We start from the raw sequence: 25,806 nt of genomic DNA on the forward strand, positions 1-25,806 counted from the left end.
ACTGTCGCCTACCTCATAGGAATGTCATTACGTTTCTGAAACGCTTCATGATTAAGAACGAATTTCTTTGGCAACGACAATCCCCAAGCGTTTCGCCAAGCGCGCTAGGTTTGCGCGATCCATAGACAGCTGTTGAGCGGCTTTGGTCCAATTTCCATTACTGGCTTCTAATGCTTTCCGGATTAGATTACGTTGATAAGTCTCTGTTTCTAAACGTAAATCTACTATTTCTTGTTTGTCTAAGATTTGCTGTGGTATTTCAACGTTCTGTATCTTTTCTTGGGAACTATTATCGATTTGTAACCCTGTTAAATGCGCTGATGAAATAACTGTAATCCCTGTTGCATTGTCCGCTTTGGCGAAAAGCGCAGCGCGGGAGATGACGTGCTCTAGTTCACGTACATTTCCAGGCCAGTGATAAGCTTCGAGCATGCCAATAGCTGATGCGGATAAAGTCAGTTGCTGCAGGCCTAATTTACGACGGAAGCGCTCAGCAAAGAATCCGGCCAATAAAGCAATATCGCCTTGTCGGTCTCGTAACGGCGGTACATGAATCGGGAAGACGCTGAGGCGATGGAATAAGTCAGCACGAAAACGATGCTCTGCCACTTCGGTTTCTAAATGTCGGTTGGTCGCAGCAATGATGCGTACATTTACTTTACGAATTTGATCTTTGCCCACGGCTTGGATTTCTTGATTCTGAATAGCGCGAAGCAAAGTACCTTGGACTTCTAACGGTAATTCGCCAATTTCATCGAGCAATAAGGTTCCGCCATCAGCCAATAGAAACTTACCGTCACGATCTCGATCCGCGCCAGTAAAGGCGCCTTTTACATGCCCAAACAACTCACTTTCGATGAGGTGATGCGGAATCGCGGCGCAGTTCACATAGACCATGGGCGCGTCGGAACGGGAGGAATGCTCATGTAGGGCTCGTGCGACAAGCTCTTTGCCTACGCCCGTTTCGCCTTCAATCAAGATAGAAAAGTCTGACGGTGCGACCAGATTGATTGACTGTTTGAGATCTTGCATGGCTTTGCTCTGACCTATCATTTCATGGCTTTGTTCGCCCATTACTTTTAATACGTTTTGAGCATGTTGTGATTGGTTTTCTAATTTTTCCATTAAGATGGCGGTATTTAGCGTCATAGCCGCCATGGTACCGATAATTTCCAAAGCGCGCGCGTCGATATCATCGAAAACGCCCGGCATAATGCTGTCTAACGTCACCACGCCAATCAACTTGCCTTCCAAATACAGCGGCACTCCCATGCAGGAATGCACTGGCAAATTCTCGTCATGGCCTAACACCATGCCATCGTAAGGATCTGGAAGCGGCGAGTCTGCGGGAAAACGAACTGGATAATGTCCGCTACTGATCGCTTTCAGACGCGGGTGTTCATCAATAATGAATCGACGTCCCATCAGATCTTCCGATAAGCCTCGCTGGGCAAGTGGCGCCAGCACACCATTGTTGTTCGCCAATAAAACGACGGCATCACAATTAATCGTTGCCCGCACCGCATAAACCAATTGTTCAAAGCGATTCGGCTGTGTCACCGCACTAGCAAGATCGAGGGCAAAGCTAAGTAAGGCGTTATTAGAAACCTGCTTCATGGATATCGGCTCATAGGGCGAATTATTTTTCGTGTCAATTTGACTCAAACATACCATATAGACTTTCTTTTTGGTGAGTCTTATTGACTCTAATTTTTATATTAAAAACATAAACCACTGATTTTATTATCAATTATAAGTTGGCACGAGCTTCGCTATAGAAGAGTTAAGAAAGCATTTATTCGTACTCTTAGAAAAGGAAATAACATGTTAACTCAACACCATATAGACACTGTCAAAGCTACTATTCCACTTCTTGCTTCTGCAGGAACCGCGATTACTGAGCATTTTTATCAACGCATGTTCTCTCATAATCCAGAGCTAAAAGATGTATTCAACATGACCCACCAAAGAACTGGTGGTCAACCTGCGGCTTTGTTCAATGCCATCGCGGCATACGCAACACATATCGATAATCTCGAAGTACTTACCAGTGCCGTGATGCGTATAGCTCATAAGCACACCAGTTTTAATATCCAACCAAGTCAATATGACATCGTTGGTCATCACCTTATTGAAACCTTGCGTGAACTCGCTCCAGATGCTTTTACCAAAGACGTAGAAGAAGCATGGGTAGCGGCTTACATGCAATTAGCTGGGATATTTATTCAAGTCGAAGGTGATCTTTATAAAGAACGCGCTGCCCAACTTGGCGGCTGGAAAGACTTCCGCCGTTTCCGTGTAGCCTCCAAAACACCAGAATCTGATTTGGTTACCAGCTTTGTGTTTGAGCCTGTGGATGGCGGCGCAGTAATTGACTATCAGCCAGGGCAATATTTGGGCGTTAAGTTACATCCAAAAGGCAATGAGTTCGATGAGATACGTCAATACTCTTTATCAACAGCGCCAAATGGTAAAAGTTATCGCATAAGCGTCAAACGCGAAGGCGCTGGCGACATAGCTGGGGTCATGTCGAACTACCTTCACGATCACCTAAACGTCGGCGATGAAATAGAAGCCATGCCACCTGCAGGCGATTTCGTTTTCCAAGACAAACAAACTCCTGTGGTACTGATTTCTGGTGGTGTTGGCTTAACGCCAATGCAAGCCATACTAAACACTCTTGCTAAACAGCAATACAGCCACCCAGTAAGCTATTTACACGCTTGTGCTCATCAAGGTCAGCATTCCTTCAAAGAGCACGTGAACAGCTTGAAAGACCAACTGAATTTGTCCGTTCACACTTGGTACGAACAAGCCGACAGCGAAGAAGAAGGAGTGTTAAACGGCATGATGCAACTAGAAGCCATCAAAGACAGCTTGCCGCTGACGAATGGCGAGTTCTATTTATGCGGGCCTGTTGGCTTCATGATGTTTGTTAAACAGCAGCTCTTAACGCTTGGTGTGGAAGCAGACCGAATTCATTACGAATTGTTCGGCCCACATCAAGAGGTTTGATAAACAAGTAATACTCTAAGTTGAAAAACAAAAAAGCATGAGTAACCGATGATACTCATGCTTTATTTTATTTAGACATTTGATTATGACTGAGCAAGCAACAAAGCTTGCTCTTTTTCCTCCACCCTTGTGAAGGAAGAACGAGAGGTGACACGTTCAATGTAAGCGTCGACCACTGGATTCGTCGTAATGAGTCCAAACATGCGGCACCATTTCAAACTCAATCCCCAAAGAATATCCACTGCATACATCTCCTCTCCCAATAAATAAGGACCTTTGGCGATTTGATCGAATAGCGTTTGCAGCATTTTATCAAAGCTACCATAGGATGATTGAGACGCTGCGACTTCAGGGCGATTAAATGCTTTGTCGATTACAGCGGGTTCAAAACTGCTGCCTTGATAGGCCATCCAACGTAAATAAGCACCACGTTTTGGATCATTGAAAGCAGGCGCGAGTCCTTTTTCAGGAAACAGATCGGCCAAGTAGGTGTAACAAGCAACTTGTTCTGTAACCACAGTGTCGTTATGAACAAGGGTTGGAAATTTCCCCAAAGGATTGATAGCGAGAAACTCTGGTTGTTGATTTTCACCGGCTTTGAAATTCAGCACTTTCATGTCATAGGGAATCCCCAACTCTTCCAGCAATACCCAAATGCCAGTGCCTCGGGTTTGTGGAGCATGGTACAGGGTGATGGTGTCTTGGTTGCTTTGAATCTCGCTCATATCCGTTACCTCAAATAGGTTGTTAGATCATTTTTGGTGGTTACATGAGCTATATTAGTGACTAAACCTGACATCTAGTGTCAGGTTTATACTTTATACTGGCGAAATAACACTCGCTCAATGCTGTTAGTTGGCAAGATGACTTAGCTCGACGACAAAGAACAGTGAAAGGAGAATCTCATGCGAGCCAGCCGAATACTCAAAATGCTGATGATGTTGCAAACCCACGAGAAGGTCACGGCTGCAGAATTGGCTGACGCCTGTGAAACCTCTATTCGTACGGTTTATCGGGATATCGAAGCACTTAGCGCCATTGGCGTCCCCGTCTACAGCGAACAAGGAGTGCAAGGTGGCTATCGGTTGTTGCAAGGTTATCGCACCCGTTTGAATGGGCTTTCCGCCAAAGAAGCAGAAACACTGTTTTTAGCCGGGTTGTCTGGTCCTGCGCAAAAAATGGGGATAGACACCCTCCTTGCCGATGCTCAATTAAAGTTAAAGGCCGCCTTACCAGAAAACATACGACCAGAAATCGACCGCTTACAAAGTCGATTTTTGCTCGATGCGCCCAATTGGTTTTCTGACGATGAAAAAGTCACTTACTTGCCAGACTTAATGACAGCGGTATTAGAACAACGCTGTGTTGTCATGCAATATCAAAGCTGGAAAGGCGAAATTAATCGCCAGCTACAACCTCTGGGCATCGTTTTAAAAGGCGGTCAGTGGTATTTGCTCGCGCAGGTAGAGAAGGACGTTCGGACATATAGAGTGTCTCGTATTGAGTCATTAACCTTATTGGATGAAGTATTCGAACGCCCCAAAGACTTCAATTTAGCAGCGTTTTGGCAGGATAGTTTACGTCGTATGGAAACGATTCAATTTCCGATTATCGCTGAGGTGCGTTTAACCGTTTTGGGGCTGAAGATCATGCAATACGTATGCTCTTCTTATGCGGTAAATCAAGCTCAGATAGAACCAATGGACGAATCAGGTTGGCACCGAGCCAGATTTCCAGTGGGCGAATCAGTACACGGTTGTGCTGAACTCTTACGCTTTGGGGCAGAGCTGGAAGTGATTGGTCCACCACAACTGCGCGCAGAAATGGAGAAGTTGGTATCGTCCTTGGCTACCTTATATCAATAGAATGTAACTCAATAATTTAACTCATTGAGAGCAATCATGTGTCTTGCTTAAACGGCAACAACGCGTGGGTATCTTGATGGTACTCACGCACGGTTTCGGCTTCTTCTTCGCAGAAAATTCATACCAGATAAGAAATTAGATCGATTGCACATAACAATCGAGTCAAATACGATGCTGAAAAACGATTACTTTAACGAAAGGATTAAAAAGCTAACAGATAAGCTTGTTTCGCCTATGAAATAAGGAGAAAACCAAGACAGAAGAAGTAATTTTCATCTGACTTCAAATGAACCTAAATCTCGACCAGACCTATTATTTAGTTAGATCCTCCCTAATCTCAATAGGATTACCGACTCTTATTTTTATACCTATTTTATTAGTGAAAATAATCAATTACTCAAAAGTTATATTGATCTATCCTGCTGACAAAATTACTATCATCAGACTAACCATAAATAAAAGGATTTGAAGTGAATACTGATTGGCAACTAGTTGTTACACCGTATCAAGAAAAAGGCAACGATACAGGCCTTGTTCGTATTTTATTTGCAATAGATCAAGATGAGAAATTCCATGAGATTGATAGTGCTACTACAGATAATCCTATAGTCTGGATATCTAGTGGATATTCTGACATAGCCAAACAGTATCAATCAGGAGACCTTCTATTATTAGAAAAATTTTCCGAGTCTGATAAGTTTAGTGACAATTATCAAAATACTAAAATTGAAGAGAGAGCTGACTACTGGTCTACAAGTAAAGTAATAAGTTCAGTAGAAGAAAGTAGAATGGTTCCAGTTATTGATTCTGAACTACCGGATAAAGCAACAGGTATTTTAAACTATAATAATGAGCTACCAAAGAGTCAGTTCTTCATAAAAAATAGTGATTTTATCTATGGCCCGTTTCACCATGTGATTGAAAATGATGGTCAAATTAAAGCAGAACCACACACTCAATTAGCTCTAAGCTTGCAGCAAAATTTTGTTGCAAAGATTCCAACACAGTCCTTAAAAGAAAATAACCTAATAGTAACACCAAATGCTGATGGTGTGGGTATGTTTCACTCCTACTTAACCAATTTGAAAGAAATAAAAAAACACATTAGCGAAATTCATCAAGAAGACTTTATCAATAATGCCCAATTAGTTAGTTACTTTTCAAAGAATGGCTTTGGGAAAGGGAAGAGCCCATTATCCAAAAAGAATGCAGAGACGCTAAAAGCAGCTATAGCAGAACAATCGAAAAAGAATGTTCAACTATCAAGAGATCCTCGCCTAGTTCGCCTTAATGACGTATTAGGAGATTATGTAACCACCTCGGATCAAAGTAAAACAATTATAGATGACTGGCTTAATAGTAAAAATGGTCAAGAATTTCTAGAATCATACTTTAAAGAAAATCCAGATTTAATATCTAAACACTCAACTGAAGTCGATGAAACTGAACAAGAGATAAATGTTTTAAGAGCAACAAAACAACAATTAGAATTAGAAATTTCTAAAGAAAAAAATCATTTAGTAAAAGAAAAGCAAAACTCAAAACTAGAATTAATTAAACTTCAAGATGAGATAAAACAAGAAGTCAAAAAAAGTGAACAAGAAGTACTACAAAGTTTAAGTATTGAGGTCCAAAGCTTAGAGGAGAAAAAACGTCTTATAACTCAAGAGCTAACAGACATTGTTGATAAAGTTAAAGAAGCTAAATCAATAGAAACTTTAGAGGCTGACCATCAATTTTTAAAAAGGACTGTTGATAGTATCAAAGAAGATATTAAGACTCAGAGAGCAACATTAATGAGTCCAAATTTAGATAAAGATATGACCGAATTATTTGTAAAATTAGAGCTTTTACAAGGAAGATCAATGAGGTCTGTTACCGGAGATAGCCAATATGTGCCGTCATCGGTGTATACTGAACAAAAGCCATCTGCAGAAATAATTATAAATGATATAAGTAACAAATTTGAGGAGGGGGGGAGAACGTACAGCTTTATTGAAATGGCGAACTTATTAATTACCACCCAACAATCATTTATGACTGTACTTAAAGGTCGCCCAGGATCTGGAAAAACATCATCTGTTATTCGATTAGCTCAAGCCCATGGCATTACAGAGAGAAGAGGTTTTAGTGATGATTTTCTGAATGTTCCTGTCAGTCGTGGTTGGGTGTCTGGTAGAGATTTCATTGGTTTTTACAATGCCTTAAACAATACATATCAACCATCAAGAACTGGAATTTATCAGTTCTTAAAAAATGGTCAAGTAAAGTTAGACAGCGATAAAAAAATGCTTCGTATAATACTTTTAGATGAAGCAAACCTATCTCCTATAGAACATTATATGTCTGATTTAATTGGTATGTTCGATCCCGAGGGGAGATCTCGCCCAATAGACACTGGGTCAGTAAAAGATGGCGAGAGATATCTGAATGTACCAAATAATATTCGCCTAATAGCTACTATTAACTCTGATGGTACAACTGAACTACTGTCTCCACGGATGTGTGATCGCGTTCCAGTAATTTCAATGGATTATCAAAATCCAGACTCAACAGATATTTATAGTAGCATCTCATTAGATGGCGCTATACCTTATGATATCCTTGAAAAATGCTTTGGTATCCCATTAGATCAAGATGATTCTGAAATCAGTATTAAACTAAGGAATATTATTGATTTAATGGAATTACAAGATAGAAGTTTAGGTAGATCGATAATAGTTAGTAGCCGTAAAAAGAATGCCATTAAAAACTACTATAAAGTTGCAACTAGATTTATGAATGAAACACAGGCTGCTGATTTTGCCATATCTCAATACTTACTTCCTCTTATCGATGGTTCCGGTAAAAGTTTTTCTAGCCGCCTAGATTCAATAAGAATTTCTTGTGATAATAATGGATATGAGAGAAGTAAATTTTTACTGGAAGATATAATTAGTATAGGTCAAGAAAACATTGACAACTATAGTTTCTTCTAGGAGTTCGCATGAAGCTAACGCTAGAAATAATCTCAGGAATGAATAGAGGTAAGGAAATTGTTCTAAGCCCTCAGGCGAAAACAATTCATAGACCATATCTTACTGAAACTGATGCAGTTGAAATCTATGTTGAGCTTGATAGCCCACAGTCAGAAGTGACCATAGTTATTGAAGATGCAAAAATTGAACTTGAACAAATAGATGAAAAAGGTCTTTATTTTTTTGCTAAACCAAAGAAGAAAAAAACAGGTTATTTTGGCTATGATGCCTTATTTTATAACTACTTTGGAATTGCAATACTTTATGTAGAGGTTATTAGTGAAAATGGTACTCAGATTCTTCTTGCAGGAGAGGTAGAAGTTCTGGCCCGAAAAGTAACTAGTGAACAAGTTAAGAATATGGTCAGATATATATTAGAATCTGGAAATATAGACTTGTTAAGAGCTCAAGGAGCTACAAGGAGAGGTGTTAACATTACTGATGATGAAAGCCTACCACCTCAAAGGCTAATTGAACATTTAGAGAAAGTCATAGATCTTTTCGAATATTCAATGCCTTTACTAGTACGCTCTCCACTTTCATCTCTGGCAAGCCAACTTGAAGTTATTCCTTTAAGACGTGATATTGAAATTCAGGATCAAGGTATTGCATGGTTAGCAGAGAATTTATCAGTTTTAACACCAGCAGATGAACCTGATAACTACTTAATTAACTATAATGGACAAGGCTATACTGCACATGAAATGCAAACAGCAGTAGTTCGAGAAAACACCGATATTTATGAAAATAGAGTAATTCATGGCTTTATAGAAAGCTTATTAATATACACTCACAATTTGAAAGGAGAGCTTTCTTATCACACCCCCCCCGTGTCACTTAATAAAGTAGATGGATATGAAAGCTTTTTTAATGTGATGGGTGAATGGCTTAGAACAGAGAGTAACTCGAACATAAGAAAAGTTAATAACCTTCAGGAAAGAATTAAAAAACTATTAGCTATTTTACAAAAAAGAATTCCGGTTAAAGAATCTATATTCACTCTTCCTAAATTTACACCTAAAGTCAGGTCTTCGAAATTATACTCGTCTATATATAAAGAAATTTATAAGTGGCACGCACACGCTTCTATAGATTGGACCCTTGAAAAAATATTAATGGCTATTAATAGCGTTCCTAAGCTATTCGAAATTTATAGTGTTCTCTTAGTTTCTGGGTGGGCAAAAGAACGATTGAAAATCAATAAAAAAGAAGAAAGTTTTCTATCTGGAAATTTTCATAATATTAAATTTAATATTAAGTATGAGCCTATATACTGGATAACGCACCATACTAAAGCCAATGAAAATGAGATTGTAAGAACGGAAGTTTTAACTACATATGATTCATATCAAAATCAGTATAATCCGACAAAAGTTAGAACTGGAAAGAACTCTAAGAGGTCACCTGATATAGTAATGGAATTATTCGATGTTTCTACTAATACACCTAAAATCATAGGGTTAATTGTACTTGATGCTAAATATACAAATAGAGAGTTCGCTTTTGAGCGAGACTTACCAACTTGCACAATGAAATATGTGCATGGTTTATCATCTAAAAACACTCCAGATCTTGTCAAAGCATTGATAATACTTTACCCGGATGCTGAAAGTCCTTGGTTAGATTTTCACGCTAGCAGTTATGGACTTTATGGACACAACCCTCAGAGACCTATTCTAGGTGCTCAAGGATTGGACATTAGTGGAAGTAATTATACATCTACAATATATAAAACTTTAGATTTAGTTATAGAAAAAATTTCTGGTTGAAGGATTAATTAATGTGGCAACCAGTAAATGAAAAAGGTCATATCTTAACATTGCGCTTTTTATAGCTTAAACGGCAACAGCGCGTGGGTATCTTGATGGTACTCACGCACGGCTTGGGCTTCTTCTTCGCAGAAGTTACCAATAGCGTCACGGAAACCTTCATGGGCGATGTAGTGGATGCTGTGACTGAACACAGGCTCAAAGCCGCGGGCGATTTTGTGTTCCCCTTGGGTGCCAGGGTCAAAATGCTGTAACCCTTTTTCAAGGCAAAATTCAATGCCTTGGTAGTAACAAGCCTCAAAATGCAGGCAATCTACTTCTTCCATACAACCCCAATAACGGCCATACAAAGAATAATTGTCGAAGAAACACCAAGACGCAGCAATGGCTTCTTCATCTCGAAAGGCTTGTACCAAAAGAATTTGATCGCCTATGTTTTCGGCTAATTGACCGAAAAACTCTCGGGTTAGATAGCCTTGCTGCCCACGTTTGGCGTAAGTGGATTGATAACACAGATAAAAGAAATCGATTTCTGCCGAGGTTAAATCGCTGCCTATAGTACGAGTCAGCTTGATACCTTCCTTCGCGACCTTGTCTCGTTCCTTACGTGCTGTTTTGCGTTTGCGGCTAGAGAAGTGAGATAAGTAATCTTCCATGTCTTTGTAGTCACGATTAAACCAATGGAACTGACAGGAAATTCGGTGCAATAGGTCTTTATTTGGTGCGAATAACGCCGCGTGTTCAGGCTTGGTAAATAACAGATGCCAGCTTGAAAACTCTCGTTCTTGGTTGGCTTGAGTCATTAATTCTGCAAGCGCTGGGTACAGATGAGAAAACTGCACATCATCGCCTTTTGGATCAAGGTGAGAGAAGATCCGTAAGCCTGTCACAGGAGAAAAAGGAATCGCCCAAATACGCTTAGGAAAGTAACTCATGCCATAGCGTTGGTAGGCATCTGCCCAAGACCAATCGAAGACAAATTCGCCTTGAGAATGGGTTTTCAAATAGGTTGGGGCGATGGCCAGAGGACTGTCATCATCGTCCATCACTAGCAAGTATTCTGGATACCAGCCCGTTCCGTCACCAATACTTTTGCTTTGCTCTAACGCCTGATGAAAAGCAAATTGCGCAAAAGGATAACGTGTTTCTCCAATAGCCTCTTGCCATTTGGCTTCACCTATTTGATCGACCGAGTTGAACCATTGCGCTTTCATACTACTTTCCTTTATGACGCTTATTTCGCTGATTCACTTAATTTCACTGATTAACATTTCACTGATTAGTAAGCGGCTTCCATTTGTTCGCGCATAGCATCAACCAAACTGGCGGTTTCAGGTCGAATTTGCCGCCACAGATAAAAAGCTTCTGCAGCTTGGCCAACCAACATACCAAGACCATCGGCACCATCAGCACCACGCTCATGGGCCCACTGTAAAAACACCGTACGCTCTTTGCCGTACATCATGTCGTAGCACCATGTATCAGCGTTTATTAACTCATCTTTTAATGGTGGTAAACTGCCAGACAAGCTCGCCGAAGTACCATTGATAATGATATCAAAAGGGCCTTCTAATGCTTCGAAAGTCGAAGCTAAACAATCAAATTGATCAGCCAATAATTGTGCTTTCTCGACTGTACGATTCGCAATGGTGACAGATTCTGGGTTCTCAGCTAAAACAGGTTCAAGTACACCACGAACTGCGCCACCAGCGCCCAGTAAAAGAATGCGTTTATCCGTTAAACTCTGACCATGATTATGAATAATGTCGCGAACCATACCGATTCCGTCTGTATTGTCGCCGAACAGGTCGCCATTTTTACCCATTAGCAAAGTATTCACCGCACCGGCTTGTTTTGCCCGTTGGCTTAAAATATCGCACATAGCGTATGCGCGTTCTTTAAACGGCACCGTAATATTCAGACCTTTTCCGTCTTTTTCAAAAAAGTCTCTGACTTGGTTTTCAAATTCAACCTCGTCACCAAGTAAGGTCGAATACACCAAGTCTTGATTTGTCAGCGTAGCAAAGTGCGCATGAATACTAGGTGATTTACTGTGAGCAATCGGATTTCCAACAACAGCGTATTGATCCAAAATTTATCCTCTTCGTTGTTCTTCAATTAGCGAGCAATAAGCCAATCTTTCGACGTTAGGTAATACTCGGTTAATTTCGCTTCTTCGCTACCCACTTCGACCTGATATTCATATGTCCAACGCACTTCTGGCGGCAATGACATCAAAATAGACTCGGTACGACCCAAGCCACTTTGTAAGCCAAAATGCGTACCACGGTCAAACACCAAATTAAACTCTACATAGCGTCCACGACGATGTAATTGGAAGTCGCGTTGCTGCTCAGTGAATGGCAAATCTTTACGACGCTCTAGAATCGGCAAATAGGCTTTAGTAAATGTATTGCCTACCGATTGCATCATGCCGAAACAATGCTCAAAGCTGCCTTCGTTAAAATCATCGAAGAATAAACCGCCGATACCTCTCGGTTCGCCACGGTGTTTCAAGTAGAAATATTCGTCACACCACTTTTTAAAGCGCGAATAATAGCCTTCACCAAATGGCTCGACAGCATCATAAGAAGCTTGATGCCAATGGATACAATCTTCATCGAAACCATAATAAGGTGTCAGATCAAAACCACCACCAAACCACCATACTGGTGCCATACCATCTTTATAGACGATAAATAAACGCACGTTGGCATGGGAAGTGGGTGCCATAGGGTTGTTCGGATGAATCACCAAAGACACGCCCATGGCTTCGAATCGACCACCAGCCAACTCAGGACGATCTACCGTCGCAGAGGGAGGTAGGTTATCACCCATGACATGAGAGAAGTTCACACCGCCTTTTTCAATAACCTCACCACCTGCGATAACACGAGTACGTCCGCCTCCGCCATTAGGTCTATCCCAAGCGTCTTCTTTGAAACGAGCTGTCGGTTCAACGGTTTCTAATGTAGAGCAAATATGGTCTTGAAGGGACAGGAGATAGTCTTTAACGGCTTGAACATCGAGGTTGGTAACCGTAGCTGGTGAGCTTGCTGACATGAAATACTCCATCTTGTCGTGGCTTTAAAACAGAACAAATAAAAACGGCCTAATCATTTAGGCCGTAGTTTATAACACTGAAAGAACATTTGTCGCGAAGGAACTTGTTAATAGAAGAGAGCCATTAATAAAGATCTGAACCATCAGGACGCGTTCGTAAAAGATTTAGTACCCACATATATTGCTCAGGATGCTTAGATATCATCGCCTCAAGAGCTTGGTTCATAATGAGTGCATCGGTCTCTTCACTTCCACTAGGGAAATTTTCCAAGGGAGGTGAGATGAAAAGTTCGTATTTACCTAATTCTGCATTATATGCTGGCAACATGGGAACAACTTTCGCATCAGTAAGGCTGGCCAATCGACCCAAGCCCTTCATTGTCGCCTTGTTAGACGCAAAAAAAGGCGTAAAAACGGAATGCTGGGCACCCAAATCTTCATCTGGTAAGTAATACCCAAGATAGCCTTCTTTAACTGATTTCATAAAAGGCTTAATACCTGCACTTCGGCAATACACGCGCGCACCATACCGAACCCGCTGAAGATGGATCAACCAATTAAAAATAGGGTTTTTCTGAGTACGTATCATAGCAACGGTTTTATGACCTTTCGCAGTCAACATCACCCCAGCATAATCAATCGCCCAGCAGTGCGGCACCAGAGCAATCACATTCTGGTCACTTCTTAGCAGAGGAAATAAATGCTCTTCTCCAAAAATGACACAGCGATTTTCACAATGACGCTTGCTACGCACAATTAACTCACCATAGGCAATAAAATATTGGGCGGCGGTTTGAAAGCTTCTTTTAAGCAGAGTTTCTCGCTCTTCTAGAGTTTTGTCAGGAAAACAATGCTCTAAGTTCACCCTTGCTCTTTTTAATGCGCGACTCTTTGTATTAAGCAATCGACCAGCAATCCAACTCGCTAGCTTATCGCGCCAGCGCAAGGGGAAAAAAGCAATAAGCAACGAGACCAAGACACTAAACCATGTCAGCCAAAAGCGTGGGTGAAGAAACCGCCACTCAAAAGTAGGGTTATATGTATGCTTGTCGCCGTTGCTCATTCAGAGAGTATTCGCATAAATTGTGAAAACAACATGATACCTCAAACACTGTATATTGTTATATGCCCTGCTTTTAATTATTGAATGTACACGTTTTACTGGCAGCGAGCCTTCCAATCTGATAAAGCTCGATCAAAAAAATCAGGCTGATCCGTGCCTTGCACTAAAATGGAAGCACCATGTAAACAAGCTAATAGCTGACTGGCTTGTATCAATCCCAAATCTTCATTAATCTGATCTAAACGCACAAATACCTGCGAAAGCCAGTCTAAAATAAGCTGATAAAACGCTGCTAATTCGATACAAACAGCTTCGGGCAAAATAGCTTTATTCGATGTCAGCATAGTGCATAAGCTCATATCACGCTGATCCACTATCTTAGCTTTGAAGCCCTTGATAAAACCATTTAACAAAATTTTAGGGGAAAACTTTTCGTCTTTAGGGTTAGGCAATAGCTCGGAAAAGTCACTGGTATAACGCACCATTACAGCCGATACCAAGTCACCTTTGGTCGGGTAGTGATAGTGAACACTCGCACTCTTTATTCCTACTGCTTCAGCAATGTCTCGAAAACTAAACGAACTGTAACCGCCTTGAATAATAAAACGCTCGGCAGCATCCAGAATTTTGGTTTTGGTATCGTTTTTCTCAACGGTCATGAATGTGTCTCATCGTCATGTTATCTATCTAGTGATAGGTATTTTATTGACCAAGTCTAAATACTCAAGTTATATTGCATCTATCTAGTGATAGGTAGAATACCTTTTCGCTTCATTGAACGATCTGAGGAGAATAATGTGATGTACGATCTAGTGGTTTTGGGTAGTGGGCCTGGTGGCTATGCTGCCGCATTTCGAGCAGCGGATTTAGGATTGAACGTGGCCATGATAGAACGCCATGACACCTTGGGCGGCGTTTGTCTGAACGTTGGCTGTATTCCGTCCAAAGCCTTGTTACATGTGGCGGGCAAAATCCTTATGGCCGAAGAACCGGCTCATGGCGTGCAATTTGCCAAACCAACCATCAATCTAGACGACATCCGCCACCACAGACAATCCACCGTAGACACATTAACTGGCGGCCTAACGATGATGGCCAAGGGCAGGAAAGTCACCGTTATTCATGGGGAAGGCAAGTTCGATTCGACCAGCTCAATCACAGTCACCAAAGATGGACAGTCACAACAAGTCGATTTTAAAAACGCTATCATCGCCGTTGGTTCCCGCGCCATTAAATTGCCGTTTGTGCCTTATGACGATCCACGGATTTTAGACGCCACCAGCGCACTGCAGCTCGAACGCATTCCAGAACATTTACTCGTCCTTGGCGGCGGCATTATCGGCGTGGAAATGGCCACGGTTTACCAAGCACTTGGCGCGAAAATTACCGTCGCGGAACTTGGCGAGCAAATCATGACCGGCGCAGACAAAGACCTCGTGCGTGTCTTCGAGCAAGTCAACAAAGACCGCATGAGCTTTTTGACCAAGACCCAAGTCATCAATATAGAAGCCACACCAGAAGCCTTGAACGTCACCATGCAAGACAAAGATGGCGAGCGAAGCCTTTCAGTGGATGCCGTCCTGGTCGCCGTTGGTCGCTCGCCTAATGGCAAAACCGCGGGTATTTCCGACATCGGCGTCAAATTAGACGAACGTGGTTTTGTACTGACAAATGAAAAGTGCCAAACATCTGTACCCAACATTTATGCGATTGGCGACGTCACTCACGGCCCAATGTTGGCGCACAAGGCATCACATCAAGGCCATACCGCCGCTGAAGTCATTGCGGGTCACAAGGTTGGTTTCCAACCATTCGCCATTCCGTCCATCGCTTATACCTTTCCAGAAGTGGCCTGGGTTGGTTTAACCGAAACAGAAGCAAAAAAACAAAACATCGCCATAAAAACCGCCGTTTTCCCATGGACGGCAAGCGGCCGCGCCATTGCCTCTGGCGTGACTCAGGGTAAAACCAAACTCATTTATGACGAAGCAACAGAACGCGTCTTAGGCGCTGGCGTTGTGGGTTCCCACGCGGGAGAATTACTCGGTGAACTGACACTCGCCATTGAATTCGGCGCGACACTGGAAGACATAGCGCTAACCATCCACGCTCACCCAAGCCTACACGAAACCGTTGGTTTAGCTGCAGAACTCGGTGCTGGGACGATTACCGACTTGCCGAACAAGAAAGCGAACATTGTGCGTTAAACTCTTATTCAAGACATAGATAGCTGCTCAATAAAGCAGCTATAATAAAACGTGAATCATAAGGATGTGAGGAATATATGAGTCCAGCGGTATATAGAGAAAATGGTTTTAAATTTTCCAATGAAGAAGAAAGAATACATGTCCATATCGTTGGACATGATGGCGAAGCAAAATTCTGGATAGCTCCTGAAATTGCTCTTGCAAAGAGCTACAATCTTTCAGTAAAAGAGCTTTCTAAATTAGAAAAGAGCGTTGAGGAGCACAAAGATGAAATCATCGCCGCTTGGCAAAGACACTTCGGTTGAGGTTTTAGGATTAACACCTAATGGACTTTGGCTATTAACTCAAGGAGAAGAATATTTCTTGAGTTACAAAGAATTCCCATGGTTTAAAAACGCGCCCGTCAAGGCCGTTTTTAATGTTGAAAAGCAAGGGGAGAGTGGCTTCTGCTGGCCTGATTTAGATGTGGACTTATCTCTTGACGGCATTAAGCACCCAGAGAAGTATCCCCTGAAAGCAAAGCACTAAGATAGGGATGATGGTATGGATATGATGACGAACTAGACGCAGCCGTTTTGCGTATGCGTAATCTACGTGGTGCCAAAACCAACACACCAGAAAGTAATCAAATGAAAATCTTGGCGGTACTTGCCGAAGCCTACGAAGAGAAACGTCACCTATTGAGCCGCCTACCCAAATCGAAGCGATTAGGTTCCGTATAGAGCAAATGAATAAAACATTTTCTTATGATAAAGAGTGATCTTAAAGAAACCTAAAGTCAGCTCACATAGAAGATATGTTGATCGTCATCATAACTAAAATTGAGAACAATCTGGATCTGGCTTTCTTCGAGATGAAGCTTAGAAACCAGATCAAATGTGCCGTTTTCTGCTTTATTCGCAAGCGACCTTAATTGCTTTTCAAGCATTGTCCAAGCGAGCGTGTCTCTTGACTCATCGAAACCATGATCCGCTCTAAAAGTCGTCCTTAGCCAACTGAAATAGGCCAATGAATTGGCTTTGATATCCATACTATCACCAGCATCTGTGGCGACATAGCTCAGCCCACAATGGGAAAACTGTTGTTTTAAATATACTTTCCACTGCTGCATAAACTGATCGAAATAAGACAAACAAACCTCTTCCTACTTAACTAAACGTTTTGAAAAGACATTTAGAACACATTTCGCCAAAAATCAGCAAGTACATCTTCAATAACTCTATTTAGAGAGCCCTACTTTAAAGATAATTTGTTGACTACTTTTTGCACTAGGTATATTTTGGATACAAAATCCATTATTGACAATGGATATTAAATTCCTTCAATTTCTTAGAAAGGTATCGAATTATGAGCAATGACGTTTTTGATGTAAGTGTTTTCAATGGCATCATGCCGGCGTTGATGACGCCTTGTAAGTCGGACCGTACACCAGACTTCGATAACTTAGTGAAGAAGGGTAAGGAAATGATCGCGGCAGGGATGTCTGCCGTGGTGTATTGCGGTTCCATGGGCGATTGGCCTTTGTTGACCGATGCCGAGCGGATGGAAGGCGTGGAGCGCTTAGTGAATGCAGGTATTCCTGTGGTCGTCGGTACTGGGGCGATTAATACGAAATCCGCTGTGGCATTGGCAGCACACGCCGAAAAAGTCGGAGCGGCGGGTTTGATGGTGATTCCTCGAGTATTGTCTCGTGGTTCGGTCATTGCCGCACAGAAGCACCATTTCAAGGCGATTTTAGCCGCGGCACCATCGATTCCAGCGATTATCTACAACAGCCCTGTGTATGGTTTTGAAACCCGTGCGGATTTGTTTTTCGCGCTACGAGCTGAACATAAAAATCTGGTTGGCTTTAAAGAGTTTGGCAGTAAAGAAGCATTGCGCTATGCCGCGGAAAATATTACTTCTCAGGACGATGATGTTTTATTGATGATTGGTGTCGATACAGCGGTCTATCATGGCTTCGTAAAATGCGGCGCAGTTGGTGCAATTACTGGTATTGGTACGGCGTTACCGAAGGAAGTTTTGTTGCTAGCGAATTTATGTAAGCTTGCTGCGAAAGGCAACGCTGAAGCGCGTATTCGTGCCCAAGAATTAGAAGAAGCCTTTTCTGTTTTAGCCAGTTTCGACGAAGGCCCTGAGTTAGTCTTGTTCTTCAAATATTTGCTTGTTTTAAACGGTGAAGAAGAGTATCGATTACACTTCAACGAAACGGATGAGCTTGATGCCGCACAGCGTCGTTACTGTGAAGATCAGTATGCGCTCTTCAAAGACTGGTTTGCGGATTGGGCAAAACAAGGTGGAGTAATAGATACATGCAAGTAATAGACAGTCATACGGAAGGTGAACCAACCCGCGTTATTGTGTCTGGTGGGCCAGATTTAGGCTCTGGTTCTTTGGCCGAACGCGCCAAAATTTTGGCTACGGAACATAAGGATTTTTATCGCTCTGTAGTATCAGAACCCTATGGGCAAGAAGCCATGGTCGGCGTGATGCTGGTCAATCCGGTTGATCCTGGGTGCGTAGCAGGCGTGATTTATTTCGACGCCGCTGCGGTCATCGGCATGTGTGGTCACGGCACCATTGGTGTTGCCGCAACGTTGGCTCACATGGGCAAAATAGGCATCGGCACGCACAAAATCGAAACGCCAGTCGGCGTGGTTGAAGTGACACTTTCAGATGCAAACACAGTGACGGTGAAAAACGTGGCCAGCCGTCGTTTACACAAAGATGTGAACTTAGAAATCGAAGGGATAGGTACAGTCTCTGGTGATATTGCCTATGGTGGAAACTGGTTCTTTATTGTCGATCAAAGCCCTGTGCCTGTTGTTCCAAGTAATATTCGTAACCTGACGGAAGTCTCGATCAAAATTCGCGAAGCCATTGAAGCAAAGCAATTAACAGGTACAGATGGTGGCATCATTGATCACGTTGTTCTTTATGGGCCAGCACTTAGTGAAAATGGCCACAGCCGTAACTTCGTTCTGTGCCCTGACAACGCCTATGATCGATCACCTTGCGGCACAGGCAGTTCAGCACGCTTGGCTTGCCTAGCAGAGGATAATCGCCTTGCTCCAGGCGAAGAAATCATTCAAGAAAGCACCATTGGTAGTAGTTATCGTTTGAGCTATCAGCCTTCAACAAGCGATACGATTATTCCTAACATTACCGGACAGGCGTTTGTCACCAAAGAAGCAACCTTGATGATGAACCCCAGCGACCCGTTAAAAAATGGTATTAAACTGTCTTAGCGATGGATAGCTAGACTTCAAATAATTGGTTAGAAATAATTGGTGAACCCAAAATGGACATGACAAAAAATCAGGATGTGATTGTTATTGGAGCAGGGATTATCGGCATTAGTATTGCGCTAAAACTGCAATCTGAAGGCCGACAAGTGCTTGTATTGGATCGGAAAGGTGTTGCTGCAGAAACATCGTCCGGCAATGCAGGAGCGTTTGCCTTTGCGGATGTAATTCCTCTCGCCACGCCAGGCATTATGCGCAAAGCACCAAAGTGGTTGATCGACCCCCTCGGCCCTTTATCATTGCGTCCCGCTTACGCGTTGAAAATTCTCCCTTGGATGCTGCGTTTCTGGCGTGCCAGCTGGCAAGACAAATATCAAGCAGCGTTGGCGGCACAAGCCAGTTTGATGGATTTTTCTAAAGCAGCTCTTGAACGCCAAATTCAAGCAGTAAATGGCGAAGCTATGATTCGTCGAGAAGGGCAGTTACAACTTTACGAAGGTGAAGCAGAATTCAATGCCAGTCTTGCTGGTTGGCAAACGCGACAACAACATGGCGTAATCTATGAATTTTTACTCAGTCCAGACGCTATCGCCAAAGTCCAGCCCGGCATTCACCCCCGATTTACCCATGCGGCCTTTACTCCGGAGTGGAAAAACGTCTGCGACCCTGCCGAATGGACTAAACATTTAGCTGAAGAGTTTGAAAAACTTGGCGGTAGAATTGCCATTGCATCGATTGATTCCATTGAAGTGAATAACGATAGAGTAACCTTAAAAAGCGATGCGGCCGACTATGAAACAAGCCAAGTTGTTCTAGCTGCAGGGGCTTGGTCAAAAACTTTAGCGCGATCTATTGGTGACAGTTTGCCATTAGATACGGAACGAGGATACAACACGACCTTGCCAACTGGTGCATTCGATTTGAAGACACATATAACCTTTAGTAATCATGGCTTTGTGGTAACAAAAATAGGTGAAGGCGTACGTGTTGGCGGTGCGGTTGAGCTAGGTGGTTTAAACTTAGCTCCTAACTATCAACGTGCTGATGTCTTACTAGAAAAAGCAGCTAATTTCTTACCCGGTTTAAAAGTTAACGGAGGTAAACAGTGGATGGGCTTTCGTCCTTCTATGCCAGACAGCCTTCCGGTAATCAGTTATTCCAGTCGATCTCAACGGGTGATTTACGCTTTTGGACATGGACATTTAGGACTGACTCAATCCGCAGGAACCGCTGAGCTCGTCGCGGCACTTGCCAATACTCAGGCTCCAGATATTGACCTTACGCCATTTTCAGCCACTCGGTTTTAGTCTGTTTTAAGGTTTTGAAAAAGTTCTAGCGTGCTTTAGCGCGTAAAGAGCTTCGGTTTGGTGTTATCAGTTTTTTGACGGCCTGAAGGCCGACCTACATGTGATTGGTTTTTATCATTTTTTGTAGGTCGTGCTTTAGCGCGTCAGGGACTTGGATTTGGTGTTATCAGATTTTTTGACGGCCTGAAGGCCGACCTACATTAGAGCGGTTAGGGACGCTACCGCCGCGCTGCGGTAATCCATTCAAGCACTTGGAACTTGGTATTTTCAATATGAGAGCGGAGCTTGTCTGCGGCTGCATTGACGTTTCGTTGGCGAGCTAGCATTAGTAAATCGCTATGATCTTGCTGGGCGCTTTTTGACTTATTCAACTGATCAATGTGCATACTCACATAGCGATTGGATTGTAAGCTTGCACGCTCTAATAAGTTACTTGTGAGTTTCCTGTCGGAAGCAGCATAAAGTGCACTATGAAACCTTGCATTTAAAGGTCCCCAAGCCGCGACATCGCCACTTTGATAGGACAATTCCATCTCTTTAAGAATACTCTCGCAGAGCTCAAAATGTTCGCCTTGCATCAAGGGGATAGCACGAGTGAAAAGATCCACCTCTAGCATCATTCGTACATCAAAGATTTCAGCGATTTCTTCTAAAGTATGTTTGGTCACGGTGGCGCCACGGTTGTTGGTAAACACCACCAGCCCTTCTGCATCAAGACGCTTCAACGCTTCACGAATTGGCATGCGCGAGACATCGTATTCTTCCGCCAATAACTCCTGACGAATGAGTTCACCTTCAGCAAGGTCACCAGACAAAATACGCTGACGCAAATCTGCCGCAATAATATCGGGAAAACTCTGACGAACCACAGCTCTTTTCTGCGCCAATCTCTTACTCCTTCGTGAGCTAAGCCTTCGCGGCCTAAACACTTCACAATCTAAAGTGTGGAAGATTGGGCTATTATACGCAAAAGCGCCGCTAACGTGAGGTTAACGGCGCTTTTTTTATAGCTCATATCTTAAATTATTTTAAGCCGATCGATGCATTTAGAACGTAAGATTACCTGTCACGCTATAAGTACGGCCTAGGGCAGGGTAACGACCAACAGGACTGGTATCAACGCCGCGGAAGTAGTATTCCTTATCAAATACGTTGTTTACAGCGACATCAATACTCAACTTGGTTTTACCCGCTTCATAAAGATCTTTGCTGACGTTAAGATTCCAAACCGTATAAGACGGAATTTTACCTGTCGATCCATTAGCATCTTCCTCAGTCGTGTTACTCGCATCAGAGAAAGCGTCACTGTAGTAATAGCCAGACACAGTAGATTGGTAACCAGCAAAGTTATAACTCGCATCCCAAGAAAGCTGATGTTTTGAAGCGTCAATCAGCTGATTACCTTTATTCGCACCTTCTTCATAAGTCGCATCTAGGTAGGTATAAGCCAAACCTAAACTCAAGTCAGGCAAAGATTCTGGCCCATAGCGACCGGATAACTCAACGCCTTGGTGAAGAGTTTTACCCGCATTTTCAAAGGTTTGTTCTCCAGCAATCCATTCCAGCTGATCTTTATAATCAATTCGATACAAAGCGACATTAAAAGCGTTTCGTCCATGGGTATAACGCGCGCCGACTTCATAGTTCCAGGACAATTCGCCGTCTTTATTTCCATCGCCACGGATTGATGAAATCTGCGGTGCACGCAAGGATTTTTGTGCATTGGCGTAAGACACCCAGTCATCCGTCAAGCTATAAGCAACCGTCAATCCAGGTAAGGCTTCGTTAATCTGATTGCTTCTCTGTTCCTTGGTCGTACCATTATCTTGATAATTCATATGAACCGATTCAAAACGGACACCTGGTGTGACTTTCAAGCGATTATTCATCAAACCAACTTCATCACTCACATAAGCTGCAACCGCATCCGTATCCATTTGCCAATCACGAGGTACCGTTACCGCACCTGTAGAAATTGAAGTTTGGCGTAATTGATAATCGATGTCTTCGTTCACATAACGCATACCTACAATAAGGTTTTGCGTCACTGACTCAGGTGAACCAAATGCCACAGATAATTTGGGCTCCACCCCAAACACATTGAATTCACGAGGCGAGTTACGGATATCAGTAGAAGCAAACCGTGGATCAGACCAAGCTACGCCAGAAGTTCCGTTGTAACCCCATACAAAATTGCGTGTATCACGATGACCAAAGGTCAGTACTTCAAATTGCGCGGCGTTGCCCCAGTCTAAATCTTGTAAAAACTTTAAATGCCAACGTGTGGCATCGGCTTCATAAGTATCGTTGGTTCGCTGAGACTGCGTTCTATCTTCTTTATATGCTTGTGGCGATAGCGCTCCCGGCATTTGCGTATCGGCATCATAACGCTGTACAAACGCTTGTAGTTCCTGGGTATCACTGATTAACCAATCGGTTTTAATTTGGAAATTCTGGATATCGGTATCGGAGTGATCACGAGCACTTTCACCATTTTGAGTATTTGCTTCAACCTGTATAGCAAAATCATCCGTCACCCAACCGCCAGTACGCAAATACAAGTTATTCAGCATATTACTGCTGTGCTCAAATCCAGTGATTCTATTGCTAATTTTCGACTCCCATTCTCTCGGAATTGACTTAGTCACCAAGTTAATCACACCGCCGACGTTATTAGGACCATATTGAACCGCAGCCCCACCGCGAACCACATCAATACGCTCTAATGATGACAAGGTTGCAGGGAAAACGGACTGTCCAGTGTGACCGTAAGGTGCGAGTGTTAATGGCACTCCATCCATTAAAAACTGAGCTTGTCCACTACGGCTGGCACTCAAACCACGAACAGAGACATTCGGTAACACACCCGTTCCGGTTTCATCTTGTACTTTTACACCCGGAACTTGCTGTAGAGCATCATCAATGGATTTTGCTGCTGTTTTAGTCATCTGTTCAGCAGAAATAACAGTCCGGCTACCTGCGTATTCTTTTACGTCCGATTCTTTTGATTCACCAATTACACTCGCGTTAACTGTAAGTGCCTTTAATTCTGTCACGTCGCTAGCCGCTTGAGCAGACAAGCCAAACATCATAGAACAGGCCAAAATTGAATAGCGGAATGTCGTACTACTTAAAACAGACGATTCTTGGATAAACATATAAAAACGTTTCCTTTAGGAGGTAGGAATGACAACATTTTCTGATTTATAGCTCATAGCTGTAACTGACCATGAACTCAGCTGGTGAGCCGTAGCCAATCGAGTTGATACCGGATGTGCCATCTGTGGAGCCTAGGTAATACTTTTCATCAAAAATGTTGTATGCATTAAATTGCACACGATGTTTGCCGGTTTGATAAGACGCCATGGCGTTGACTGTGGTGTAGTCGCCTAGATCTACGGCTTCGTTGTTACCAGCGTAACGGTCTCCCACATATTTCACGCTGCCGCCAAAACGCCATGTATCGTTAAGTTGATAAGTCGTGCCTAGAGAAATAAGCTGATCGGACACATCGTTTGGTTTTTTACCTGTGTCGCGATCTTCTGCATCAAGGTAGGTATAACTAGCCGTTGCGCTTAATTGCTTGGTTAATTGTCCACGAGCTTCAAGTTCGATCCCTCGATGGCGCTCTTGGTTTTTGTTGACAATAAAGCCGTTCGTGTCAGTTTGAGGCTGCTCTTGATCAATTTGGAACACTGCCGCATTTAGCATTAAAGCGTCATCAAGCAAGTAAGCTTTAACCCCCACTTCTTTTAATTTCGTGGAGTAGAATTCAGCAAGCGTAGGGCTAATAAAGCTACCGCCATAAGGTAACTGCCATGATTTGGCGAAGGTTGTATAAGCAGACATATTGTCGGTAATACGATAAACCGCACCAAGACGATAACTGGTCTTATCATCGTCATTATTACTTTTAACACCGGCTGCTGTCGTTTGATCTAAATCCATATGATCTTGACGAATATTCCCGGTGAATGACCAATCACCTAGCGTAACAATATCTTGGACATATAAACCGATGGTTTTAGTCGTATTCTCTCGAGAGGCGGGAAAGCCTGGGCTAGCAACGTTATCTGCTATAGGGTCATCAATGCTTTTTGCTGGCAAACTTTGATTTCTTAAGTTCAAATCAATATCGATTTGATTGTAATCTGCACCAAATAATAATTGCTGATTGCCTACATCCCATTTCAACTCGGACTGAAGTGTCGCCGTAGTACGAGGGTCGTAGCCAAAATCGTTCACCGTTTGAGCCACTGTATTGGCACTGGTTACTGCTGATGTGGTTTGTCGAGTGCCTTGTTGCTCCAAAGTCACTCTTGTAAAGGCAACTCGATTGTTCCATGTAATATCAGGACCAAACTTAAGCTCATCGTCTATCGCTACTCTAACGCTGTCAGATTCTTGGTAATCGTTTTTACTACCAAAAAATGTGTGACGAGAGACATCCACTGGCTTGCCATCTTTAGATGGTATGCCGCGATAAGGCACAAGGTTTTGATGCATGACTTCGATATCTAAATTGACCGTATGATCATCCGATGGCTTAAATTGAAATGTTGGAGCGATAAAATAATCGTCTGAATTAACATAATCGACAAAAGAGTTCGAACGACGTACTTCTACGTTAAGGCGGCCATTAATGGTGTCGGTTAATTTAGTTGACGTATCGATTGAGCCTGAGAACTTATCGTTACTGCCATAGCTGGTGGATAAACGCGTAAATTCATCGCCATTGGCTCGTTTTGTAACTAGGTTAATAATACCGCCGGCGGAGCCTCGTCCGTACAAGGCTCCAGCAGGGCCTTTGACTATTTCTACCTGTTCTACGTTGGCTAAACTACGATACGACTGCAAATTACCATCGTCTCTTAAGCCATCTCGGTAAATATCTCGAATCGCATCAAAACCCCGAATCACAAACTGATCTCGGCTGCCTTCACCCAGCGTATTGTTAACACCCGCAACACCATCTAATGCGTCAACCAGTCTGACCGCACCACGATCTTTCATTTCTGTATCCGTTACAACGGATACAGATTGTGGAATATCTAACCATTCAGCATCAGATTTACTACCCGATGTCGGTAATTCCTGCGCATACCCTTTATAACCTTGAACCACCAAAGGAATAACTTCATCTGGCACAGATTCAGATAAATCTCCAACATTACCGTCTTGAGCGAGGGCAGAAAAAGAAGCCAAAGAAATAGCGACAGCCAAAGGCGTCAAAATGAAAGATTTGATTATCATTA

The 25,806-nt window shown here is 42.7% G+C and carries 22 protein-coding genes; 11 read left to right on the top strand and 11 right to left on the bottom strand.

Annotated elements, in window-relative coordinates; translation table 11 throughout:
• Window positions 1–51 precede the first annotated feature (51 nt).
• Window positions 52–1,617, bottom strand: a complete 1,566-nt coding sequence (gene norR, locus CCS02_RS06765) for a nitric oxide reductase transcriptional regulator NorR (RefSeq protein ID WP_232728836.1) — start codon at window positions 1,615–1,617, stop codon at window positions 52–54.
• 207 nt (window positions 1,618–1,824) lie between these two features.
• On the opposite strand from norR, the gene hmpA reads away from it, so the two are divergent.
• A complete protein-coding gene (gene hmpA, locus CCS02_RS06770) occupies window positions 1,825–3,015 on the top strand; it encodes an NO-inducible flavohemoprotein (RefSeq protein ID WP_100636183.1) in 1,191 nt (396 codons plus the stop codon).
• 83 nt (window positions 3,016–3,098) lie between these two features.
• Here the strand turns inward: hmpA and CCS02_RS06775 are convergent, their stop codons facing one another.
• Window positions 3,099–3,740: a glutathione S-transferase family protein gene (locus CCS02_RS06775; protein WP_100636184.1), complete on the bottom strand. Its 642-nt coding sequence runs from the start codon at window positions 3,738–3,740 to the stop codon at window positions 3,099–3,101.
• Window positions 3,741–3,920: 180 nt separating this feature from the next.
• On the opposite strand from CCS02_RS06775, the gene CCS02_RS06780 reads away from it, so the two are divergent.
• The 3 genes from CCS02_RS06780 to CCS02_RS06790 all read left to right on the top strand — a co-directional run bounded on the left by CCS02_RS06780 (window position 3,921) and on the right by CCS02_RS06790 (window position 9,666).
• Window positions 3,921–4,880: a helix-turn-helix transcriptional regulator gene (locus CCS02_RS06780; protein ID WP_100636185.1), complete on the top strand. Its 960-nt coding sequence runs from the start codon at window positions 3,921–3,923 to the stop codon at window positions 4,878–4,880.
• Window positions 4,881–5,350: 470 nt separating this feature from the next.
• A complete protein-coding gene (locus CCS02_RS06785) occupies window positions 5,351–7,858 on the top strand; it encodes a hypothetical protein (RefSeq protein ID WP_100636186.1) in 2,508 nt (835 codons plus the stop codon).
• A gap of 8 nt (window positions 7,859–7,866) precedes the next feature.
• A complete protein-coding gene (locus CCS02_RS06790; protein ID WP_100636187.1) occupies window positions 7,867–9,666 on the top strand; it encodes a DUF2357 domain-containing protein in 1,800 nt (599 codons plus the stop codon).
• 59 nt (window positions 9,667–9,725) lie between these two features.
• Here the strand turns inward: CCS02_RS06790 and CCS02_RS06795 are convergent, their stop codons facing one another.
• The 5 genes from CCS02_RS06795 to CCS02_RS06815 form a co-directional block, all read right to left on the bottom strand.
• Window positions 9,726–10,880 carry a GNAT family N-acetyltransferase gene (locus CCS02_RS06795; protein ID WP_100636188.1) on the bottom strand — a complete coding sequence of 385 codons (1,155 nt, stop codon included), beginning with the start codon at window positions 10,878–10,880 and terminating at the stop codon, window positions 9,726–9,728.
• A 65-nt stretch (window positions 10,881–10,945) separates the two neighbouring features.
• Window positions 10,946–11,758: a shikimate dehydrogenase gene (gene aroE, locus CCS02_RS06800; protein WP_100186246.1), complete on the bottom strand. Its 813-nt coding sequence runs from the start codon at window positions 11,756–11,758 to the stop codon at window positions 10,946–10,948.
• A 26-nt stretch (window positions 11,759–11,784) separates the two neighbouring features.
• Window positions 11,785–12,729 (bottom strand): oxygen-dependent coproporphyrinogen oxidase, encoded by a 945-nt coding sequence (gene hemF / locus CCS02_RS06805; protein WP_100636189.1) that lies wholly within the window; start codon window positions 12,727–12,729, stop codon window positions 11,785–11,787.
• A 124-nt stretch (window positions 12,730–12,853) separates the two neighbouring features.
• Entirely contained in the window at window positions 12,854–13,792 is a 939-nt protein-coding gene (gene lpxM / locus CCS02_RS06810) for a lauroyl-Kdo(2)-lipid IV(A) myristoyltransferase (protein WP_100186244.1), read from the bottom strand.
• Window positions 13,793–13,887: 95 nt separating this feature from the next.
• Complete coding sequence (locus CCS02_RS06815; RefSeq protein ID WP_100186243.1) at window positions 13,888–14,451, bottom strand: TetR/AcrR family transcriptional regulator; 564 nt, start codon at window positions 14,449–14,451, stop codon at window positions 13,888–13,890.
• Window positions 14,452–14,592: 141 nt separating this feature from the next.
• Here CCS02_RS06815 and lpdA point away from each other — a divergent pair, with 141 nt between their 5' ends.
• From lpdA to CCS02_RS22145, 4 genes are all read left to right on the top strand, one after another.
• Window positions 14,593–15,999, top strand: coding sequence for a dihydrolipoyl dehydrogenase (gene lpdA / locus CCS02_RS06820; RefSeq protein WP_100636190.1), 1,407 nt, complete (start codon window positions 14,593–14,595; stop codon window positions 15,997–15,999).
• Between the two features lie 77 nt (window positions 16,000–16,076).
• Entirely contained in the window at window positions 16,077–16,304 is a 228-nt protein-coding gene (locus tag CCS02_RS06825) for a DUF4160 domain-containing protein (protein WP_100636191.1), read from the top strand.
• Window positions 16,267–16,527 carry a DUF2442 domain-containing protein gene (locus tag CCS02_RS06830; protein ID WP_100186240.1) on the top strand — a complete coding sequence of 87 codons (261 nt, stop codon included), beginning with the start codon at window positions 16,267–16,269 and terminating at the stop codon, window positions 16,525–16,527. Before CCS02_RS06825 ends, CCS02_RS06830 begins: the two co-directional genes overlap by 38 nt.
• A gap of 53 nt (window positions 16,528–16,580) precedes the next feature.
• Window positions 16,581–16,721 (top strand): hypothetical protein, encoded by a 141-nt coding sequence (locus CCS02_RS22145; RefSeq protein ID WP_157807977.1) that lies wholly within the window; start codon window positions 16,581–16,583, stop codon window positions 16,719–16,721.
• Between the two features lie 56 nt (window positions 16,722–16,777).
• Here CCS02_RS22145 and CCS02_RS06835 read toward each other — a convergent pair whose 3' ends face one another.
• Window positions 16,778–17,131, bottom strand: a complete 354-nt coding sequence (locus CCS02_RS06835; protein ID WP_100636192.1) for a hypothetical protein — start codon at window positions 17,129–17,131, stop codon at window positions 16,778–16,780.
• Between the two features lie 215 nt (window positions 17,132–17,346).
• On the opposite strand from CCS02_RS06835, the gene CCS02_RS06840 reads away from it, so the two are divergent.
• From CCS02_RS06840 to CCS02_RS06850, 3 genes are read left to right on the top strand one after another with little or no spacing between them, the layout of a single operon-like run.
• Entirely contained in the window at window positions 17,347–18,321 is a 975-nt protein-coding gene (locus CCS02_RS06840) for a dihydrodipicolinate synthase family protein (protein ID WP_100636193.1), read from the top strand.
• Window positions 18,312–19,247 carry a 4-hydroxyproline epimerase gene (locus tag CCS02_RS06845; RefSeq protein WP_100636194.1) on the top strand — a complete coding sequence of 312 codons (936 nt, stop codon included), beginning with the start codon at window positions 18,312–18,314 and terminating at the stop codon, window positions 19,245–19,247. The genes CCS02_RS06840 and CCS02_RS06845 overlap by 10 nt, the downstream gene beginning before the upstream one ends.
• 53 nt (window positions 19,248–19,300) lie before the next feature.
• On the top strand, window positions 19,301–20,551 hold the full coding sequence (locus CCS02_RS06850) for an NAD(P)/FAD-dependent oxidoreductase (RefSeq protein ID WP_232728837.1): 1,251 nt from the start codon (window positions 19,301–19,303) through the stop codon (window positions 20,549–20,551).
• Between the two features lie 218 nt (window positions 20,552–20,769).
• Here CCS02_RS06850 and CCS02_RS06855 read toward each other — a convergent pair whose 3' ends face one another.
• The 3 genes from CCS02_RS06855 to CCS02_RS06865 all read right to left on the bottom strand — a co-directional run bounded on the left by CCS02_RS06855 (window position 20,770) and on the right by CCS02_RS06865 (window position 25,804).
• Window positions 20,770–21,438, bottom strand: a complete 669-nt coding sequence (locus CCS02_RS06855) for a GntR family transcriptional regulator (RefSeq protein ID WP_100636195.1) — start codon at window positions 21,436–21,438, stop codon at window positions 20,770–20,772.
• 159 nt (window positions 21,439–21,597) lie between these two features.
• Entirely contained in the window at window positions 21,598–23,709 is a 2,112-nt protein-coding gene (locus CCS02_RS06860) for a TonB-dependent receptor family protein (RefSeq protein ID WP_100636196.1), read from the bottom strand.
• A 46-nt stretch (window positions 23,710–23,755) separates the two neighbouring features.
• A complete protein-coding gene (locus CCS02_RS06865; RefSeq protein ID WP_084122289.1) occupies window positions 23,756–25,804 on the bottom strand; it encodes a TonB-dependent receptor in 2,049 nt (682 codons plus the stop codon).
• Window positions 25,805–25,806: the final 2 nt, after the last annotated feature.

The sequence above is a fragment of the Marinomonas sp. ef1 genome, assembly GCF_002806845.1.
In the GTDB taxonomy this organism is placed as follows: Bacteria; Pseudomonadota; Gammaproteobacteria; order Pseudomonadales; family Marinomonadaceae; genus Marinomonas; species Marinomonas polaris.

What these genes read in the sequence shown, in the direction of transcription:
- norR (WP_232728836.1), bottom strand. Translation starts at nt 1,617, where the DNA reads ATGAAGCAGGTTTCTAATAACGCCTTACTTAGCTTTGCCCTCGATCTT.
- hmpA (WP_100636183.1), top strand. Translation starts at nt 1,825, where the DNA reads ATGTTAACTCAACACCATATAGACACTGTCAAAGCTACTATTCCACTT.
- CCS02_RS06775 (WP_100636184.1), bottom strand. Translation starts at nt 3,740, where the DNA reads ATGAGCGAGATTCAAAGCAACCAAGACACCATCACCCTGTACCATGCT.
- CCS02_RS06780 (WP_100636185.1), top strand. Translation starts at nt 3,921, where the DNA reads ATGCGAGCCAGCCGAATACTCAAAATGCTGATGATGTTGCAAACCCAC.
- CCS02_RS06790 (WP_100636187.1), top strand. Translation starts at nt 7,867, where the DNA reads ATGAAGCTAACGCTAGAAATAATCTCAGGAATGAATAGAGGTAAGGAA.
- CCS02_RS06795 (WP_100636188.1), bottom strand. Translation starts at nt 10,880, where the DNA reads ATGAAAGCGCAATGGTTCAACTCGGTCGATCAAATAGGTGAAGCCAAA.
- hemF (WP_100636189.1), bottom strand. Translation starts at nt 12,729, where the DNA reads ATGTCAGCAAGCTCACCAGCTACGGTTACCAACCTCGATGTTCAAGCC.
- lpxM (WP_100186244.1), bottom strand. Translation starts at nt 13,792, where the DNA reads ATGAGCAACGGCGACAAGCATACATATAACCCTACTTTTGAGTGGCGG.
- CCS02_RS06815 (WP_100186243.1), bottom strand. Translation starts at nt 14,451, where the DNA reads ATGACCGTTGAGAAAAACGATACCAAAACCAAAATTCTGGATGCTGCC.
- lpdA (WP_100636190.1), top strand. Translation starts at nt 14,593, where the DNA reads ATGTACGATCTAGTGGTTTTGGGTAGTGGGCCTGGTGGCTATGCTGCC.
- CCS02_RS06825 (WP_100636191.1), top strand. Translation starts at nt 16,077, where the DNA reads ATGAGTCCAGCGGTATATAGAGAAAATGGTTTTAAATTTTCCAATGAA.
- CCS02_RS06830 (WP_100186240.1), top strand. Translation starts at nt 16,267, where the DNA reads ATGAAATCATCGCCGCTTGGCAAAGACACTTCGGTTGAGGTTTTAGGA.
- CCS02_RS22145 (WP_157807977.1), top strand. Translation starts at nt 16,581, where the DNA reads ATGCGTAATCTACGTGGTGCCAAAACCAACACACCAGAAAGTAATCAA.
- CCS02_RS06840 (WP_100636193.1), top strand. Translation starts at nt 17,347, where the DNA reads ATGAGCAATGACGTTTTTGATGTAAGTGTTTTCAATGGCATCATGCCG.
- CCS02_RS06845 (WP_100636194.1), top strand. Translation starts at nt 18,312, where the DNA reads ATGCAAGTAATAGACAGTCATACGGAAGGTGAACCAACCCGCGTTATT.
- CCS02_RS06850 (WP_232728837.1), top strand. Translation starts at nt 19,301, where the DNA reads ATGGACATGACAAAAAATCAGGATGTGATTGTTATTGGAGCAGGGATT.
- CCS02_RS06860 (WP_100636196.1), bottom strand. Translation starts at nt 23,709, where the DNA reads ATGTTTATCCAAGAATCGTCTGTTTTAAGTAGTACGACATTCCGCTAT.
- CCS02_RS06865 (WP_084122289.1), bottom strand. Translation starts at nt 25,804, where the DNA reads ATGATAATCAAATCTTTCATTTTGACGCCTTTGGCTGTCGCTATTTCT.